At 61.1% G+C, this 14323-nt stretch carries 16 protein-coding genes; 13 read left to right on the top strand and 3 right to left on the bottom strand.

Annotated features, from left to right (window positions below; all coding sequences use genetic code 11):
- Positions 1-61: 61 nt before the first annotated feature.
- On the top strand, positions 62-1102 hold the full coding sequence (locus tag AC1DLT_RS12020) for a YeiH family protein (protein ID WP_477486856.1): 1041 nt from the start codon (positions 62-64) through the stop codon (positions 1100-1102).
- Between the two features lie 65 nt (positions 1103-1167).
- On the opposite strand, the gene AC1DLT_RS12015 is transcribed toward AC1DLT_RS12020, so the two are convergent.
- The gene (locus AC1DLT_RS12015; protein ID WP_151043593.1) at positions 1168-1365 is read right to left on the bottom strand and encodes a DUF2735 domain-containing protein; all 198 of its coding nucleotides are present in this window, start codon (positions 1363-1365) and stop codon (positions 1168-1170) included.
- A 447-nt stretch (positions 1366-1812) separates the two neighbouring features.
- On the opposite strand from AC1DLT_RS12015, the gene AC1DLT_RS12010 reads away from it, so the two are divergent.
- Complete coding sequence (locus AC1DLT_RS12010) at positions 1813-2850, top strand: glutamine synthetase beta-grasp domain-containing protein (protein ID WP_038544528.1); 1038 nt, start codon at positions 1813-1815, stop codon at positions 2848-2850.
- A gap of 79 nt (positions 2851-2929) precedes the next feature.
- On the opposite strand, the gene rutR is transcribed toward AC1DLT_RS12010, so the two are convergent.
- Positions 2930-3571, bottom strand: coding sequence for an HTH-type transcriptional regulator RutR (gene rutR, locus AC1DLT_RS12005; protein WP_038544530.1), 642 nt, complete (start codon positions 3569-3571; stop codon positions 2930-2932).
- A gap of 238 nt (positions 3572-3809) precedes the next feature.
- On the opposite strand from rutR, the gene AC1DLT_RS12000 reads away from it, so the two are divergent.
- The 5 genes from AC1DLT_RS12000 to AC1DLT_RS11980 are packed head-to-tail and all read left to right on the top strand — an operon-like array spanning position 3810 to position 7645.
- Complete coding sequence (locus tag AC1DLT_RS12000; RefSeq protein WP_477486855.1) at positions 3810-5063, top strand: Zn-dependent hydrolase; 1254 nt, start codon at positions 3810-3812, stop codon at positions 5061-5063.
- Between the two features lie 36 nt (positions 5064-5099).
- A complete protein-coding gene (locus tag AC1DLT_RS11995; protein WP_247034852.1) occupies positions 5100-5312 on the top strand; it encodes an antitoxin MazE-like protein in 213 nt (70 codons plus the stop codon).
- Positions 5313-5332: 20 nt separating this feature from the next.
- Positions 5333-5689: a type II toxin-antitoxin system PemK/MazF family toxin gene (locus AC1DLT_RS11990; RefSeq protein WP_477486854.1), complete on the top strand. Its 357-nt coding sequence runs from the start codon at positions 5333-5335 to the stop codon at positions 5687-5689.
- Positions 5686-7140: a dihydropyrimidinase gene (hydA, locus tag AC1DLT_RS11985; RefSeq protein WP_477486853.1), complete on the top strand. Its 1455-nt coding sequence runs from the start codon at positions 5686-5688 to the stop codon at positions 7138-7140. Before AC1DLT_RS11990 ends, hydA begins: the two co-directional genes overlap by 4 nt.
- Before the next feature lies 1 nt (position 7141).
- Positions 7142-7645: a DUF4760 domain-containing protein gene (locus AC1DLT_RS11980; protein ID WP_477486852.1), complete on the top strand. Its 504-nt coding sequence runs from the start codon at positions 7142-7144 to the stop codon at positions 7643-7645.
- Positions 7646-7762: 117 nt separating this feature from the next.
- Here AC1DLT_RS11980 and AC1DLT_RS11975 read toward each other — a convergent pair whose 3' ends face one another.
- Positions 7763-8176 carry a cupin domain-containing protein gene (locus AC1DLT_RS11975; protein WP_477486851.1) on the bottom strand — a complete coding sequence of 138 codons (414 nt, stop codon included), beginning with the start codon at positions 8174-8176 and terminating at the stop codon, positions 7763-7765.
- 168 nt (positions 8177-8344) lie between these two features.
- Between AC1DLT_RS11975 and AC1DLT_RS11970 the strand changes: the two genes are divergently transcribed.
- The 6 genes from AC1DLT_RS11970 (at position 8345) to AC1DLT_RS11945 (ending at position 14321) form a co-directional block, all read left to right on the top strand.
- Positions 8345-8725 carry a hypothetical protein gene (locus AC1DLT_RS11970; RefSeq protein ID WP_247137968.1) on the top strand — a complete coding sequence of 127 codons (381 nt, stop codon included), beginning with the start codon at positions 8345-8347 and terminating at the stop codon, positions 8723-8725.
- Positions 8722-9513, top strand: a complete 792-nt coding sequence (locus tag AC1DLT_RS11965) for an ABC transporter ATP-binding protein (RefSeq protein ID WP_477486850.1) — start codon at positions 8722-8724, stop codon at positions 9511-9513. The genes AC1DLT_RS11970 and AC1DLT_RS11965 overlap by 4 nt, the downstream gene beginning before the upstream one ends.
- Positions 9514-9744: 231 nt before the next feature.
- Positions 9745-10629, top strand: coding sequence for an ABC transporter permease (locus AC1DLT_RS11960; protein WP_247137966.1), 885 nt, complete (start codon positions 9745-9747; stop codon positions 10627-10629).
- The gene (locus tag AC1DLT_RS11955) at positions 10626-11753 is read left to right on the top strand and encodes an ABC transporter permease (RefSeq protein WP_477486849.1); all 1128 of its coding nucleotides are present in this window, start codon (positions 10626-10628) and stop codon (positions 11751-11753) included. Before AC1DLT_RS11960 ends, AC1DLT_RS11955 begins: the two co-directional genes overlap by 4 nt.
- A 61-nt stretch (positions 11754-11814) precedes the next feature.
- Positions 11815-12789: an ABC transporter substrate-binding protein gene (locus AC1DLT_RS11950; RefSeq protein WP_038544547.1), complete on the top strand. Its 975-nt coding sequence runs from the start codon at positions 11815-11817 to the stop codon at positions 12787-12789.
- Between the two features lie 293 nt (positions 12790-13082).
- On the top strand, positions 13083-14321 hold the full coding sequence (locus tag AC1DLT_RS11945; protein ID WP_477486848.1) for an efflux RND transporter periplasmic adaptor subunit: 1239 nt from the start codon (positions 13083-13085) through the stop codon (positions 14319-14321).
- Positions 14322-14323: the final 2 nt, after the last annotated feature.

Genomic DNA, 14323 nt, shown 5'->3' with positions numbered 1-14323 from the left:
ATTTGTGTTTCTACAGAAGAGAGAATGATTTTCGACGAATAGAGACTCTCGTGGAAAAATCATGAAGCCGATTCAGCCGACTGCGGAACAGCGCGCCCTTCCCGCCTCGCCCCACTGGCCGGCATTTCTCCAGCTTCTTCCCGGACTTCTTCTAACCGCCGCGATCGCCACGGCCGCCCTCACCGTCCGCAATCTGACCGGATGGATGGCGCTGAGCCCGCTCATCCTGTCGATCGTTTTCGGCATGCTGATCCGCAATCTGGCCCCTGTCCCGGTGGCCGTCGAGCCCGGCATCGGCTTTTCGCTAAAGCGGATCCTGCGCTTCGGCATCGTGCTGCTCGGCCTGCAGGTGACGGCCGGCCAGATCCTCTCTCTCGGCGGCGCCAGCCTTGCCATGGTGGCCCTGACGCTGGTGACCACCTTCGTTGCGATCCGGCTGGTCGGGCGGGCCATGGGTGTCGACCGGTCGCTGACCGACCTGATCGCCGCCGGGACTTCGGTCTGCGGCGCCTCGGCCGTCATCGCCGCCAATACGGTAGTGCGTGGCAAGCAGGAACATGTCGCCTATGCGATCGCCTGCGTCACGCTGTTCGGGTCGCTGTCGATGCTTGTCTATCCACTGCTCGCCGCCCCGCTCGGGCTCGACGCCCGCGGTTATGGCCTGTGGACCGGCTCGACCATCCACGAAGTCGCGCAGGTGGTGGCCGCCGCCTTCCAGGGCGGCGATGTCGCCGGGCAGTTCGGCACCATTTCCAAGCTCGCCCGCGTCGTCATGCTGGCGCCGCTGATCATGACGCTGGCGCTCGCCATGCGCTCCGGCGCGGAAGGCCCCTCGAAGGCTTCGGCGCCGATGCCGTGGTTCGTCCTCGGTTTTATCGGGATGATGCTCTTCAACAGCGCAGTCGCCATTCCGGCAAGCGTGAGCCAGACGCTCGTGACCTCGACGAGCTTCCTTTTGTCCATGGCGCTGGCGGCCATGGGACTGCAGACCGATATCCGCAAGCTGAAGGCGGAAGGCTGGCGGCCGCTCGCGCTCGGCGCGTTCGGCTGGCTGTTCATCGCGGTTTTCGGCTACGCAATGCTGAAGCTGTTCGCGTTCTAAGAAAATCAGATCGAAGGGATAGGGGCCGCGTCATCCAATGGCGCGGCCTTTTCGTCATCTAGGGGTCAGCAGGGCTTCGGCTGGTCGTTCTTGGGCTCGGAATCCCGCACCGCTTCGTCGTGATACCAGCAATTGGTATCGACAACACTCAACGCAACCTCATGGATCCCGGTCGGCACGGTCCGGCCATCCTCCAGCCGCCGTCTTGGGCGGACCGGAAACTGATAGATCGTTGCTGACTCACGATGGATGTGAATTGCCATCCTATCGTCTCCTAACTTTAAAAGTGCATCCAAACACGCACAGAGCACAAATCTGCACATTTTTTGTGCTTATTGCATGATTTTATATCATTTTTCCGACTCGCGCTAGGCGCTAATTTAGCGGCAGCGCGGTTCCGGCGATCTATTTTGCTCGCAGCAACCTCCAGCGGGGAAACGTGTGCCAACCGACCCCGGTTCCGGGCAATCTTGATAGAACCTTTAAAACTCGGAGATTTCATGAGACCGTGCTGATCTACCGGACCTTTAGCCCCTCTCAGCGCTCCGCCTGCGACCCTTCGTTCACACTTTTTTAATCCAAAACCGTCGCTCCGATGCAAACTGGCACGGGAAATGCGTTCTTCTGGTTACCCCGGAGGCGCGGTATCGTCGCGATGCCGCTTCCTCAGGATGGCTCAACCATGAACGTCACGGCCTGAGAGATAAAATATGACCAAGTATAAGCTCGAGTACATCTGGCTCGACGGGTACACCCCGGTACCGAACCTGCGTGGCAAGACGCAGATCAAGGAATTCGACACCTTCCCGACGCTCGAACAGCTGCCGCTGTGGGGCTTCGACGGTTCGTCGACCATGCAGGCCGAAGGCCGCTCGTCCGATTGCGTGTTGAAGCCGGTTGCGCTTTATCCCGATCCGGCCCGCACCAACGGCGCGCTCGTCATGTGCGAAGTGATGATGCCGGACGGCGTCACGCCGCATGCGACCAATGCCCGCGCAACCATTCTCGACGACGAGGATGCCTGGTTCGGCTTCGAGCAGGAATACTTCTTCTACCAGAACGGCCGCCCGCTCGGTTTCCCGGAACAGGGTTACCCGGCTCCGCAGGGTCCGTATTACACCGGCGTCGGTTACTCGAACGTTGGTGACGTCGCCCGCGAAATCGTCGAAGAACATCTCGACCTCTGCCTGGAAGCCGGCATCAACCACGAAGGCATCAATGCCGAAGTGGCCAAGGGCCAGTGGGAATTCCAGGTTTTCGGCAAGGGCTCCAAGAAGGCCGCCGACCAGATCTGGATGGCACGCTACCTGCTGCAGCGCCTGACTGAAAAGTACGGCATCGACATCGAATACCACTGCAAGCCGCTCGGCGACACCGACTGGAACGGCTCGGGCATGCATTGCAACTTCTCGACCAAGTACATGCGCGAAGTCGGCGGCAAGGACTATTTCGAAGCGCTCATGGCTGCTTTCGACAAGAACCTGATGGACCACATCGCCGTCTACGGTCCGGACAACGACAAGCGCCTGACCGGCAAGCACGAAACGGCTCCGTGGAACAAGTTCTCCTACGGCGTTGCCGACCGCGGCGCCTCGATCCGCGTGCCGCACTCGTTCGTCAAGAACGACTACAAGGGCTATCTGGAAGACCGCCGTCCGAACTCCCAGGGCGACCCCTACCAGATCGCTTCCCAGGTTCTGAAGACGATCGCCGAAGTCCCGACCAACCGGGCTTCCGCCGCCGCCTGATACCAGGCTCGGCAATCGGTAAATAAGAAGACGCCGGCCTCAGCGCCGGCGTTTTTCGTTTTCGGATTTGGGAAGAGGCTCAGGCGCGCGCCCGCAGCCCGTCGATGAAGAGCTGTTCCAAGAACCGAGCCGCATCCTCGAAACGCCCCTCGCCCGCATAGTCCTGGCCGAGCACGGCGCGCACCTGCACGTCGAAGTCGGCATAATGCTGGGTCGTCGACCAGATCGAGAAGATCAGGTGGTAGGGATCGCATTTGGCGATCTTGCCGGATCGCGCCCAGGCCCGGATCACCTCCGCTTTTTCATCGACCAGAGCCTTCAAAGGCCCTTTCAGCTCGTCCTCGATATGCGGCGCGCCCTGCAGCACCTCGTTGGCGAAGAGCCGGCTCTCGCGCGGGAAATCGCGGGCCATCTCGAGCTTGCGGCGGATATAGGAACGGATTTCCGATTCCGGATTGCCCTCCGCGTCGAAGGCGCGCAGCGGCTCCAGCCAGGTGAACAGGACCCGGTCGATGAGGTGGCGGTGGATCGCCTCCTTGGTGCGGAAATAATAGAGCAGATTGGGTTTAGACATGCCGGCGGCCTCGGCGATCTGATCGATCGTGGCGCCGCGGAAACCGTTCTGGGAAAATACGTCGAGCGCCGCTTCGAGGATACGCTCCTCCTTCTCTTCCTGGATGCGGGTGCGTCTCTGCGTTTTCGCCGCCCTCGGGATGGCCATGCGTGTCCCTGCCCTCTTCCGCGTCCGTTTGCGCTTTAGAAATTCCGTGGATTTTTCTTGATTTTCGTCTTGAGTGGCGCGGCGGAAATAGTAATGTTTTACCAAGCGGTCAAATTATCAGCGACAAGCGGAATAAACGCAATGCCGATCTTCAAGTGCTATGGCGCGCGAAGGACCGACGGGAACGAAAAGCATGCCGCCCGCTCCGGGTGGACGTAAAACAGGCGAGGACTAAAAAATGGTGGCAGCACCCGGCGAGAACTTGCGCATCAACGGCGATCGTCTCTGGGACATGCTCATGGACATGGCGAAGATCGGCCCCGGCATTGCCGGCGGCAACAATCGCCAGACGCTGACCGATGCCGACGGCGAAGGCCGCCATCTCTTCAAGCGGTGGTGCGAAGCCGAGGGGATGACGGTCGGCGTCGACAGGATGGGCACGATGTTTGCCACCCGCGCCGGCACCGACCCGGATGCGCTGCCGGTCTATGTCGGCAGCCATCTCGACACCCAGCCGACCGGCGGCAAATATGACGGCGTTCTCGGCGTGCTCGGCGCGCTGGAAGTGGTCCGCACCATGAATGACCTCGGGATCAGGACGAAACATCCGATCGTCGTCACCAACTGGGCGAACGAGGAAGGCGCGCGTTTCGCCCCCGCCATGCTGGCGTCGGGCGTCTTTGCCGGCGTTCACTCGATCGATTACGCCTACGGCCGCAAGGATCCGGACGGCAAGACCTACGGCGACGAGTTGAAGCGCATCGGCTGGCTCGGCGAAGAAGAGGTCGGCGCCAGAAAGATGCATGCCTATTTCGAATATCATATCGAACAGGGGCCTATCCTCGAGGCGGAGAACAGGCAGATCGGCGTCGTCACCCACTGTCAGGGCCTGTGGTGGCTGGAATTCACGCTGACCGGCCGCGAAGCGCATACGGGCTCGACGCCGATGAACCTGCGCGTCAATGCCGGGCTCGCCTTCGGCCGCATCCTCGAAATGGTGCAGGCGGTGGCGATGTCCGAACAGCCGGGCGCCGTCGGCGGCGTCGGCCAGGTGTTCTTCTCGCCGAACTCCCGCAACGTTTTGCCGGGCAAAGTGGTCTTCACCGTCGACATCCGCACGCCGTCCCAGGAAAAGCTGGACCGCATGCGGGCGGCGATCGAGAAACAGGCGGCCGAAATCTGCGAGCCGCTCGGCGTCGGCTGTTCTGTCGAGGCGGTTGGCCATTTCGACCCGGTGACCTTCGATCCGGTTCTGGTCGGCCGTGTCCGAGAAGCGGCAGAAAAGCTCGGCTACAGCCACATGAACATCATCTCCGGCGCCGGCCACGACGCGTGCTGGGCCGCCAAGGTGGCGCCCGCGACGATGATCATGTGCCCCTGCGTCGGCGGGCTTTCGCACAACGAGGCGGAAGAGATTTCCAAGGAATGGGCGGCAGCCGGCGCGGATGTCCTGTTCCATGCCGTGCTGGAGACGGCGGAGATTGTGGAGTAGCATCGCAACCGCCAACCTTGAGACAGGAAACGGACAATGGGACGACCGAGGGAAATATCACCCGAAGAACGGGCCGAACTGATCCGCCAGGGATACCGGCCGATTGAGATCTGGGTGCCGGACCTCACCCACGAAGCCTTCCGCCGACAGGCGGAGGAAGAAATGCGCCGGATCGCAGAAGCGGATGCGAAAGAAGACATTGAGGACTGGATCGAAGCCGTTGGCCCAACGGATTGGGACAAGCCGTGAAGCTGAGCCGAGGAGACGTCGTGATCGCGGTTTTTCCCGGTGAACTTGGCAAACCTCGGCCCGCCGTCATTCTTCAGGCTGACGAGTTTCTCGTGACCTATACGACGGCTCTTGCCTGCCCTTTGACGACCCATCTGCTTGAGGCACCGCTTCTTCGGCCGATCATCGAGCCCAGTGCTCAGAACGGACTTCAATATCCGTCGCAGGTCATGGTCGAAAAGATCACGCCGGTCAGAAAAGAGGTCATCGGCCAGCGGATCGGCCGATTGGCCGACAGCGACATGAGGCAGATCGAAGTTGCGCTCGTCCACGTCACTGGCTTGACGCACACCATCGCGCCCGTAAGGGAACCGACAAGAACAGAGGAACAACAATGACCACAGTCATCAAGGGTGGAACCATCGTCACGGCCGACCTGACCTACAAGGCGGACGTGAAGATCGACGGCGGCCGGATCATCGAGATCGGCCCGAACCTTTTCGGCGATACCACGCTCGACGCCGCCGGCTGTTATGTCATGCCGGGGGGCATCGATCCGCATGTGCATCTCGAAATGCCGTTCATGGGCACCTATTCCGCCGACGACTTCGAGAGCGGCACGCGGGCAGCACTTGCCGGCGGCACCACCATGGTCGTCGATTTCTGCCTGCCCGAGCCCGGCCAGTCGCTGCTCGACGCGCTGAAACGCTGGGACAACAAGGCGACCCGCGCCAATTGCGACTATTCCTTCCACATGTCGGTCACCTGGTGGGGCGAGCAGGTCTTCAACGAGATGAAGGCGGTCGTCGCCCATCACGGCATCAACACCTTCAAGCATTTCATGGCTTATAAGGGCGCACTGATGGTGAACGACGACGAGATGTTCGCCTCGTTCTCGCGCTGCGCCGAACTCGGCGCCCTGCCGCTGGTCCATGCTGAAAATGGCGACGTGGTCGCCGCCATGCAGACCAAGCTGATGGACGAGGGCAATAACGGCCCCGAGGCACACGCCTATTCCCGTCCCGCCTCCGTCGAGGGCGAGGCGACCAACCGCGCTATCATCATCGCCGATATGGCCGGCGTGCCCCTCTATGTCGTGCACACATCCTGCGAACAGGCCCATGAAGCGATCCGCCGCGCCCGACAGAACGGCATGCGCGTTTATGGCGAACCGCTGATCCAGCACCTGACGCTCGACGAGAGCGAATATTTCAACAAGGACTGGGACCATTCGGCCCGCCGGGTAATGTCGCCGCCGTTCCGCAGCAAGCAGCATCAAGACAGCCTCTGGGCGGGCCTTGCCTCCGGTTCGCTGCAGGTGGTAGCGACCGATCACTGCGCGTTCACGACCGACCAGAAGCGCACTGGTCTCGGCGATTTCAGAAAGATCCCGAATGGCACCGGCGGTCTCGAAGACCGCCTGCCGATGCTGTGGACGCATGGCGTCGCAACCGGCCGCATCACCATGAACGAGTTCGTGGCGGTCACCTCCACCAACATCGCGAAAATCCTCAATATCTATCCAAGGAAGGGCGCCATCCTGGTCGGAGCCGACGCGGATATCGTCGTTCTCGATCCGAACAAGTCGAAGACGATCTCGGCCAAGACCCAGCAGTCGGCGATCGACTACAACGTCTTCGAGGGCAAAGAAGTGACCGGTCTGCCGCGTTACACGTTGACCCGCGGCGTGGTCGCAATCGAGGACGGGGCGATCAAGACGCAGGAAGGCCACGGCCAGTTCGTCAAGCGCGAGCCTTATCCTGCGGTGAACAAGGCGCTGTCGACCTGGAAGGAGCTGACCTCGCCGCGCAAGGTGGAACGCACAGGCATTCCGGCAAGCGGGGTTTGATATGTGCGATGGCAACGCTCTGTGCCAATGGTCACTCTCTGCCCTACCGCATGTCGCGAGCGTTGCTAACATCATCGCTTCAATCGCGGTATGGGTAACCGCCGCATTCGTCTGGCGACAGGTGTCGCTGCAGACAAGAACACTGTCAACGGATTCTCGTCGCTTCGCTCGCGAGTCTGCCAGTCACATTTTCGCATCCCTCCAAAGTGAATCTTTTAGAGGCGCAAGGAGCAATATGCTCGAGGCCCTCAACAAGGGAGTAAAAATTCCGAAGGATAAAGAGACTATAAATTGCTTCAGAAGCGTTCTTAATACATACGAAATGCTTGGATTGACGGTAAAATATGGAGCGATCGACGAACACGTATGGGAGGGATACTGGAAAAAAGCGCTTATAAGAGATTGGGATAGACTTAGCGATTTCATCCAACGTGAACGGGAAACCTTTGATCACGCGACATTGTTCGAAGACGCCGAAGCAATCGTGAAAAAATGGAGAGGTTGAATGCACTCTCGGTGGGGAGACGAGCATATCGAATTGCTGCAAGCGACAGCCAAAACCCACGGCCTGCGGAAGCATTGCAATGCCGGTAGTACGACCACTTACATAGTTGGAAAGAATTCACCCCTTCACCAGCCGGTCCAGTTCGGGCAGCAGCACGACGCTTTCCTGTTCGTTCGGGTCGGTGCGGGCGATCACCGCCGAACAGGGCGCATCGGAAATGTTCGCCGGCAGGTGCGGTACGCCGGCGGGGATATACATCATCTCGCCGGCCGAAAGTTCGGCGCATTCCTCCAGCCGATCGCCATACCAGGTGACGGCCGAGCCGGAGAGTACGTAGATGGCGGTCTCGTGGGTTTCATGCAGATGGGCCTTCGCCCGTGCGCCCGGCGGAATGGTGAGGAGGTGCATGCAAATGCCCTTGGAGCCGACCGTTTCCGCCGCGATCCCCTCGAAATAGCTCAGGCCCTGCTTGCCGTCGTAGGCCGCACCGGGTTTGACGACACGGCAGGTGGGCTTTGATGCATTGTCCATTGTCAATTTCCTCTGTCGAACGGGATCTACCGCCAGCATATCATGACGGTTCGGGAGCGGGAGCCAACGAAAAGAAGATCAGCACACCGCAATGATCGATATCCTGCGCAACGATGGCGTCTATACTGTACGCTTCGCAGACGGATTTGAATGGGGGCCTTTCGAGACATGTCATTGAATAACATCCGCTTCACCATCGCATTCGCGATGCTTGCCGCAATCTCGGTTGCCGTTCCCGCTAGCGCCGCGACCTTCCTTGACGGCGCATATGGCAGCAAGGAAGGCTGCACTTACGCCGAGACCGGAGAATCGTCCGGCGCCGACGACTTCCTGCTGCTCAACGACGAAGGCGTGACGACATCCGTTTCCGCCTGCGAATTCAAGGGCGCTCCCAAGAAGACGGCAAACGGTTTTACCATCAAGGCACAATGCGATGTCGAAGGGGAAGTCGGGCCGGAAGATGTTGCGACGCTCACCAAATCCGCCAAAGGCTACACCGTCAGCTTCCCGGGCGGCACCAAACTGGGACCCATGCCGAAATGCCGATGAACAATGCTCCATCCTCCGTCGTCTCGGCCAGCAAGCTCGGCCTCACCTTCGAGACCGGCGACGGCCCGGTTCACGCGCTGTCGAATGTCGATCTCACTGTGAACAAGGGCGATTTCGTCTCCTTCATCGGCCCGTCAGGCTGCGGCAAGACTACCTTCCTGCGGGTTATCGCCGATCTCGAAAAGGCGACGGCCGGCGAGATCACCGTCAACGGCATGACGCCGGAAGCGGCGCGCAAGTCGCGCTCCTACGGTTATGTCTTCCAGGCGCCGGCGCTTTATCCCTGGCGGACGATCGAGAAGAACATCGCTTTGCCGCTGGAAATCATGGGCTATTCGTCAGCGGATCGCAAAGCGCGCATCGAGCGCACCCTCGACCTCGTCAATCTTTCCGGCTTCGGCAACAAATACCCCTGGCAGCTGTCCGGCGGCATGCAGCAGCGCGCCTCGATCGCCCGCGCACTCGCCTTCGACGCCGACCTGCTGTTGATGGACGAACCCTTCGGCGCGCTCGACGAGATCGTCCGCGATCACCTGAACGAACAGCTGCTGAAACTGTGGGCGCGCACCGAAAAGACCATCTGTTTCGTCACCCACTCGATACCGGAGGCGGTCTACCTCTCGACCCGCATCGTCGTCATGTCGCCGCGGCCGGGCCGGGTGACGGACGTGATCGAATCGACCTTGCCCAAGGAACGCCCGCTCGAAATCCGCGAGACGCCGGAGTTCCTGGAGATTGCCCATCGGGTGCGCGAGGGGTTGAGAGCTGGGCATAGTTATGAGGAGTGACGCGTTGTTTTCCGGGGATACCCCCCTCTGTCCTGCCGGACATCTCCCCCTCAAGGGGGGAGATCGGAGAGTAGCGCAGTCTCGCCCTCAATTCGCTTTGGAGATTGCCGTAGCGGTGATGCTCAATGCTTTGCAACGCGGTCACGTCTGGTCGATCTCCCCCCTTGAGGGGGAGATGTCCGGCAGGACAGAGGGGGGTGGCTCCGGGCCGATATGTGAGAGGTCCGCGGCATGAAACCCGACTCCCTCAAATCCCGCATCATCCCCGTCCTTGCTATCCTCATCGCCATTGTCGCCCTCTGGTACGTCGCCGCTTATTTCATGAACGCGCCGTTTCAGCGGGATCTCGATCGGCGCGCCAACGTCACCTCCACGACGATGGAGTTCATCGGCAAGACCATGGCGCAGCCGAAGCCTATTCTGCCGGCGCCGCATCAGGTGGTGAGCAACGTCTTCGAGAACACGTTTCTGCGCAGCGTCACGTCGAACCGCAGCCTCGTCTACCATTCCTGGGTGACGCTCTCCTCAACGGTCCTCGGCTTCACCATGGGCACGCTGACCGGCATCCTGATCGCGGTCGGCATCGTGCATCTGAAGGCACTCGACCGTAGCCTGATGCCGTGGATCATCGCCTCACAGACCGTGCCGATCCTGGCTGTCGCGCCGATGGTGATCGTCGTGCTCGGGGCCCTCAACATCACCGGCCTTCTCCCCAAGGCGCTGATCTCGACATATCTCTCCTTCTTCCCCGTCGCGGTCGGCATGGTGAAGGGTCTGCGCTCGCCCGAAATCATTCAGCTCGACCTGATGCGCACCTATTATGCCAGCGGCGCCCAGACCTTCTGGAAACTCCGGGTACCGGCGTCCATTCCCTTCCTGTTCACCTCGATGAAGGTGGCGATCGCCGCGAGCCTGGTTGGCGCGATCGTCGGCGAACTTCCGACCGGTGCCGTCGCCGGCATCGGCTCGAAACTGCTCGCCGGGGCCTATTACAGCCAGACGATCGACATCTGGGCCGCACTGATTGCCGGCTCGGTACTGGCGGCGTTTCTCGTTGCCATCGTCGGGATCATCGCCAAGATCGTCGATCGCTCCATGGGCGGGAGGCCGGCATGACCGCGGTTCTTCGTTCCTGGCAGGGCACCTTTGCCCTGCTCCTCTGTCTCGCCGCCCTCACCTCGCTGCCGCTGATGGCGCTCGACGCCCCCTCGCCGTTCGGCACCGGCAGCGTCACCGTCATCTTCCTCCTCGTCATCGGTGCGGCGCTCGCCTCGTTCACCAGGCTTTCTCCGCCTCTCCTTGCAATGGCCCTGTTCGTCGCCCCCCATCTCGCAGTCTGGCTGCTGCTCGCGGGCATTGCCGGCAACGAGGGTAAGGCGACGTTTGCCTTCTTCCTGATGGTCGCGGCCTGCTGGCTGATTGCCTGGCGCTGCGTCACGGTCCTCGCCGGTATCCGCGCCAAATCCAAAACCGGAGATACGTTCCTGCGCCTTTTGATCCCCGCGATCTTCGGCGCCTGGATCCTGATCCTCTGGGAGGCGGCGACACGTGGCGCCGGCATTCCCTTCATCATCCTGCCGCCGCCATCCTCGATCGGCGCAAGGCTCGCAAGCTCGGTGCCGATCCTCTGGGCCGATGTGCAGCAGACGATCTTCAAGGCGGTGCTCTTCGGATATGTGGTCGGCTGCGCCTCCGGCTTCGTCGTCGCCATCCTTGCCGACCGCATCGCCTTCCTGCGCCGCGGGCTGCTGCCGATCGGCAACATGGTCTCGGCGCTGCCGATCATCGGCGTCGCGCCGATCATGGTCATGTGGTTCGGTTTCGACTGGCAGTCGAAGGCCGCCGTCGTCATCATCATGACCTTCTTTCCGATGCTGGTGAACACTGTGGCAGGGCTTGGGGCTTCGGGCGCCATGGAGCGCGACCTGATGCGCTCCTACGCTTCCGATTACTGGCAGACGCTGATGAAACTGCGCCTGCCAGCCGCCATGCCGTTCATCTTCAATGCGCTGAAGATCAACTCGACGCTCGCGCTGATCGGCGCGATCGTCGCGGAATTCTTCGGCACGCCGATCGTCGGCATGGGCTTCCGGATCTCGACCGAGATCGGCCGCATGAATGTCGACATGGTCTGGGCCGAAATCGCTGTTGCAGCGCTGATCGGTTCGGTTTTTTATGGCGTCGTGGCGCTTGGCGAAAGAGCGACGACGTTCTGGCATCCGTCTAACCGCGGTGGTTAGGCGCTTAAAATCCGGCCCGTTTCGGCGGAACCGGCAAACCTCAGAGGGAAGGATAAAAAACATGAGAAAAATTCTCGTTGCGCTGATGGCGGGCGCCATGTCGCTCGCAGCAGCCCAGGCGGCGATGGCCGCCGACAAGGTGACCCTGCAGCTGAAATGGGTCGCTCAAGGCCAGTTCGGCGGTTACTACGTCGCCAAGGACAAGGGCTTCTACAAGGAAGAAGGCCTCGACGTCACGATCAAGCCGGGCGGCCCGGACATCGCCCCCGAACAGGTGATCGCCGGCGGCGGCGCCGACGTGATCGTCGACTGGATGGGTGGAGCGCTGGTCGCCCGTGAAAAGGGCGTGCCGCTCACCAACATCGCCCAGCCCTATCAGAAATCCGGCCTGCAGATGATCTGCCCGAAGGACGGCCCGATCAAGACCGAAGCCGACTTCAAGGGCCACACGCTCGGCGTCTGGTTCTTCGGCAACGAATATCCGTTCTTCGCCTGGATGAACAAGCTCGGTCTCAAGACCGACGGCGGCAAGGACGGCGTCACGGTGCTGAAGCAGAGCTTTGACGTGCAGCCGCTCATCCAGAAGCAGGCGGACTGCATTTCGGTCATGACCTATAACGAATATTGGCAGGCGATCGATGCCGGCTTCAAGCCGGACCAGCTCGTCGTCTTCAACTTCTCTGCCATGGGCAACGACCTGCTCGAGGACGGCCTCTACGTGATGGACACCAAGCTCAAGGATCCGAAGTTCAAGGAGACCATGGTGAAGTTCGTCCGTGCGTCGATGAAGGGCTGGAAATACGCCATCGCCAATCCTGCCGAAGCAGCCGGGATCGTCATGGACAATGGCGGCCAGGACGAGAACCACCAGAAGCGGATGATGGGCGAAGTGGCAAAGTTGATCGGCACCGGTACCGGCAAGCTTGACACCGCCACCTACGACCGCACGGTCAAGGCGCTGCTCGACCAGAAGATCATCACCAAGAAGCCGGAAGGCGCCTATACGAGCGAGATCACCGACGCGGCATTGAAATAATAATCGCCAGTCGCCCGGTGAGGGAGAACGCGCGGCTATCGGTTGCGCGTTTTCTAAATTTTTCTCACTCAAATCATAACTAAAACTCATTCGTCTCATAACGGCAGCGGATTGATTTGTGCAACGCAAACACGTAGAAGTGGGGCGCTGATGAATCTTTCGCTGCCGGTCTTGTAACTGTTTTATGCGGTTACCACCTTGATCCGGGTTGCTGAGCGCTGAGGGGGCGTAAGGTGGCCGGAGCGGTTCCCAGCGGAATATTTGCCCCTTACCTTCAATTTGAAAGTAGTCGCATGTTTCGCAAGTTCACCCAGTCTGCCGGGAACCCGGCTCTCAAGCTTGCCCTCGGCGCAAGCATCGCCCTTGCCGCAACCTCTGCACTGAGTCCCAGTTCCGCGTTTGCGCAGGAAGCGGCGGCCAAGCCCGCCCCGGCGCAGACGGAAATCAAGCTGCCTTCCATCGTCGTAACCGAGGCAATCGAGAAGCCGCTGGTTGACCGCGTCATTGCCACCGGCACGGTCAGGCCCGTCGAGGAAGTCTATGTCCAGCCGCTCGTCGACGCCCTGTCGATCAAGACGCTGAATGCCGACGTCGGCGACGAAGTGAAGGCCGACAGCGTGCTTGCGATGCTGAACGACGACGCGCTGCTTCTCCAGAAGAGCCAGCTCCAGGCCAATAAGGCGAAGGCCCAGGCTGCTGTCGCGCAATATCAGGCCCAGGTTATCGAGGCTCAGGCCAACGTCGCCGACACGACGCGCCAGCGCGACCGCCTCCAGAAGCTCAGCCAGAGCGGCACCGGCACGGTGTCGCAGCTCGAACAGGCATCCGCCGCCGTCGAGGTCGCCCAGGCGCGGCTGAATGCTGCCAAGCAGGCGGTGGCCGTCGGCGAATCCGAGACCAAGGTAGTGGACGCCCAGATCGAGGATATCAACCTGAAGCTCGCCCGCACGGGCGTGAAGGCACCGGTGGCCGGCGTCATTTCCGCCCGCACCGCCAAGGTCGGAGCGATCGCCAGCGGCACCGGAAATCCGCTCTTCACGATCATCAAGGACGGCGCGATCGAACTCGTCGCCGACTTGTCCGAGACCGATATCCAGAAGATCAAGGCCGGCCAGAAGGCGATCGTCACGGTCGCCGGCGGCAAGGTGAAGATCGAGGGCAAGGTTCGGCTCGTCTCCCCGACGGTCGATGCGGTCACCCGCCTCGGCGCCGTGCATATCGTCATCGATGATGAAACCGGCGCACGCTCGGGCATGTATGGCAGCGCCGAGATCGTCATTACCGAGACCAATGCCCTGGCCCTGCCGCTCTCGGCCGTCACCACCGGGCGGAATGGTTCCACCGCCCGCAAGGTCGAGGACAATGTGGTCAAGCAGGTGAAGATTGAAACCGGCATCCAGGATGGCGGTTTCGTGCAGGTCGTCAGCGGTCTTACGGCCGGTGACATTGTCGTTGCGAAGGCCGGCGCCTTCGTCCGGGACGGCGACAAGATCGCTCCGGTCCCGGCCGAACCCGCCGCTATTGCGAACTGAGG

This window comes from Neorhizobium sp. 05N33, assembly GCF_056397445.1.
The sequence above is the reverse complement of the archived record's forward strand: the minus strand, read 5'-3'. Positions and strand labels throughout refer to the sequence as shown.

Bases quoted from the DNA above. Each gene is read 5' to 3' on its own strand.
- AC1DLT_RS11960 (WP_247137966.1), top strand. From the start codon at position 9,745: ATGAAACCCGACTCCCTCAAATCCCGCATCATCCCCGTCCTTGCTATC.
- rutR (WP_038544530.1), bottom strand. From the start codon at position 3,571: ATGGCCATCCCGAGGGCGGCGAAAACGCAGAGACGCACCCGCATCCAG.
- AC1DLT_RS11955 (WP_477486849.1), top strand. From the start codon at position 10,626: ATGACCGCGGTTCTTCGTTCCTGGCAGGGCACCTTTGCCCTGCTCCTC.
- AC1DLT_RS11980 (WP_477486852.1), top strand. From the start codon at position 7,142: ATGTGCGATGGCAACGCTCTGTGCCAATGGTCACTCTCTGCCCTACCG.
- AC1DLT_RS12020 (WP_477486856.1), top strand. From the start codon at position 62: ATGAAGCCGATTCAGCCGACTGCGGAACAGCGCGCCCTTCCCGCCTCG.
- AC1DLT_RS11975 (WP_477486851.1), bottom strand. From the start codon at position 8,176: ATGGACAATGCATCAAAGCCCACCTGCCGTGTCGTCAAACCCGGTGCG.
- AC1DLT_RS11945 (WP_477486848.1), top strand. From the start codon at position 13,083: ATGTTTCGCAAGTTCACCCAGTCTGCCGGGAACCCGGCTCTCAAGCTT.
- AC1DLT_RS12010 (WP_038544528.1), top strand. From the start codon at position 1,813: ATGACCAAGTATAAGCTCGAGTACATCTGGCTCGACGGGTACACCCCG.
- AC1DLT_RS11970 (WP_247137968.1), top strand. From the start codon at position 8,345: ATGTCATTGAATAACATCCGCTTCACCATCGCATTCGCGATGCTTGCC.
- AC1DLT_RS12000 (WP_477486855.1), top strand. From the start codon at position 3,810: ATGGTGGCAGCACCCGGCGAGAACTTGCGCATCAACGGCGATCGTCTC.
- AC1DLT_RS11995 (WP_247034852.1), top strand. From the start codon at position 5,100: ATGGGACGACCGAGGGAAATATCACCCGAAGAACGGGCCGAACTGATC.
- hydA (WP_477486853.1), top strand. From the start codon at position 5,686: ATGACCACAGTCATCAAGGGTGGAACCATCGTCACGGCCGACCTGACC.
- AC1DLT_RS11965 (WP_477486850.1), top strand. From the start codon at position 8,722: ATGAACAATGCTCCATCCTCCGTCGTCTCGGCCAGCAAGCTCGGCCTC.
- AC1DLT_RS11950 (WP_038544547.1), top strand. From the start codon at position 11,815: ATGAGAAAAATTCTCGTTGCGCTGATGGCGGGCGCCATGTCGCTCGCA.
- AC1DLT_RS12015 (WP_151043593.1), bottom strand. From the start codon at position 1,365: ATGGCAATTCACATCCATCGTGAGTCAGCAACGATCTATCAGTTTCCG.